The sequence below is a fragment of the Blastomonas sp. CCH1-A6 genome, assembly GCF_001556365.1.
GTDB classification, from domain to species: domain Bacteria; phylum Pseudomonadota; class Alphaproteobacteria; order Sphingomonadales; family Sphingomonadaceae; genus Blastomonas; species Blastomonas ursincola.
This window is the reverse complement of the sequence record NZ_LSIS01000546.1, coordinates 1-2695: the sequence shown is the minus strand read 5'-3', so window position 1 is coordinate 2695 and position 2695 is coordinate 1. Positions and strand designations below refer to the sequence as shown.

The window sequence follows — 2695 nt, the reverse complement described above, 5'->3', positions numbered from 1 at the left end:
GCCACCGCCACCCGTGACGATGGTCGAGGCTTGCAGGTTGATGCGGCTCAGCTCTTCGGCCTGCGCGAACCGAAAAGATGCAGAGACGGTGACGCTAGGCTCGGTGGATTTGGCGAACTGCATGGCCCAGGTCGTCGCGCGGCCAGCGGTCACGCTGTCGATGATCGGGACGTAGATTTGCGTGCCCTCATCTTGAATGTGGAACTCAGCGCCGCTTGAACCCCCGTAAATTACGGTGCCGTCATCGCGCACGATACGGACGTTCAGCTTGGTATTTGCATCCACGATGTCCTTCATCAGGGCAGCGAATTCGAGCTTGATTGGTCGTCCGTGCAGAGGGGTCAGGCCCACGGAAATGACCTCTACCCAGCTTGTGCCGGAGGTGTTGACGGCGTTCTCGTTGTATGCGTGCGCCGTCTCACCCAGCGCCGCGCCGGTCAGCTTGGCAGCATCGACCACGTTCGCCTTGATCTTATCGACCTCGACGTTGCGCATGACGACGCCGCCTTCGGTGGCCTCGAAATATTTGAAGTTGGTGTCAGGATCGACCAGCTCAAACTGGTCAACAACCGCAGAGAACTTGGTTGTCGCCGCAGTCGCGGTTACGCCAACGCCGCTCACCCGGCCATTAATGTCGAACCGGATGCCGCCGCGCGCTTCCAACCCGTCGATGCTTTCGCCGTAAATCGCCAGCGTGGCCGTGTTCTCGTCAACCGTCGTCGATAGCGTTGTGATGCTTCCCGCGAGGATGCTGTCGCCTTCCTGCCACAGCACGCGCTCGCTGGTGATCGCGCCTGCAATCTCTATCGTGCGCGCCGCTGCCTCAGCTGCCAGTCCAGCGGGCAAATCCTCCTCAAGGCCATCGACCCGTCCAATCGTGTTCGACACGTCGGTTTCCACCGTGTCCACGCGCCCGATGGTGTTCGACACATCAGTTTCTACCGTATCGACCCTGCTGGCGACCGCTCCGATCGATACCGTGGTGCTGAGCGTGAGCGTGTCGATGCTCTGCACCAGCGTCGTGTTGTTCTCAATGACGATCCGGTCAAGCTCGCGAATGGAGCCCTCCGCCTCGCCGATGCGCAGCCCCAGCGCGAACAGGCTGGACGCGAAGCCGCTTTCGAGGTCGGTCAGCTGCGTGACGATTTCCTCGCGCGCGAATGCAATCTGCTGGTTCGCCTGGCGCGCCGCGCGGTCGCCGAGCAACAGCCCGCTGATGACGCCATCCTGAAAGCGCGCCGCCTCCTCCTGCGAACCGCGAATGGCCGTCGATTGGCGGGTGATTAGGCCGCGAATCTCGCCATCCCGCTCGATGCTGGCCTCCTCGACCGAGGTCACGCGCGCATCGACCGTATCGACCGCCTCCCCGCGATCCTCGATCTCCTGCGTAAGCGCCGCGCTGACCTCGCTGATGGTCGTGGACAGCGCGCCCGTCTCGTCGGTGACGACCTGCGCCAGCGCGTCGATATTGCCCTGCAGCGTGCCCACCTCGGCATCGAACGAGGCCTGCAAGGAGGTCAGCGATTGGGCGAGCGACCCGAATTGATTGGCACGGGTGAGGCTCTCGGTCGCGATCGAGCTCTCCGCCGCACCGACGCGCGCTTGCAATGCCACGGCGAACCGCGCTTGCGCCTCGTCTCCTTCGGTGATCTGCGCGCCCAGCTCGTTCCGCGCCGCAGCGATCGCAGCCACCTGGTCACGCTTGGCCCGGTCGCCGAGGATCAACCCAAGGATGTTCGCATCGGTGAGGTCGTCGGCCTGGCGCTGCACGAGGCGCGTGGCGTTGACAGAGTTCGTGATCGATGCCGCGTCGGGGATGGCTTCCAACTGCGTCTCAGCGGTGGTCACGCGATCGGCCAGCGCATCGAAGGTCGTGTTGCTGACCTTGAGCGTGATCTCGCCCTGCAGCGCGTCGATATCGGTCTCTGCGGTGGTCACGCGGCCGCCGAGCGTGTTCAGGTCCACGACCGATGCCTTGGTGATGATCGTCGCGTTCAGGCCGTCGATATCGGTTTCGGCCTGCGTCAAGCGGGTGATGAGCGGGCCGAGTTCCGCCGCTTGCTCGGGGTTGAGCACGGCGAGGATGATCTGCTCGTCGACGTAATTGGTGCTGGCCTTGAGATTGATCGTCGCCGCCTGCGCGTCGAGGATGATGCCTACCTCGTTCAACCTCTCCGCCGTCTGGTCGATCGCGCTGATCTTGACCTGACCATTGGCCGGATCGACATAGACCCCCGCGTCGCGCAGCGTCTTGCGCACACCGGTTGTCTCGCGCAGTGCCAGCGTGATGGCGCGGCGCAGGCTGTCGATATCGCTATCGACCTGCGTGATCGCAGATGCGGGCGCGGTTTCCAGCAGGCGAGGGGTGAGCCGCATAACCTCGACCCGGCCCTCCTGCCCATCATAGCCGATGCGACCGCCCTGCGTGGCGGTCAGGGAGCTGTTGAGCAACTGCGCCGGATCGCGCGGCTCGCCGAACTCGTTGCGCACGGTGCTGACGATCGGGCTGCCCGGGGTAGGGATGACCGCGCCGCTGTCGTCGATGGCGATGACGATGGGGTTCTCGGCCCGGTTATAGCCAAGCCCGTTGTTCGCCTGGACCGGTGCGCCTTCCTCCTCGTCCCAGGCATAGATCTGCGCCGCTTCCTCGCGTAGCGTGATCGGCACCGTCCCATCGACGCGATGCTCGAGCTCG

1 protein-coding gene is annotated in these 2695 nt (G+C 64.3%); it reads right to left on the bottom strand.

All coding sequences use genetic code 11. The features are described 5' to 3' along the window. A partial coding sequence (locus AX735_RS26190) for a hypothetical protein (RefSeq protein ID WP_202189654.1) occupies positions 1-2695 on the bottom strand: 2695 nt, incomplete at both ends.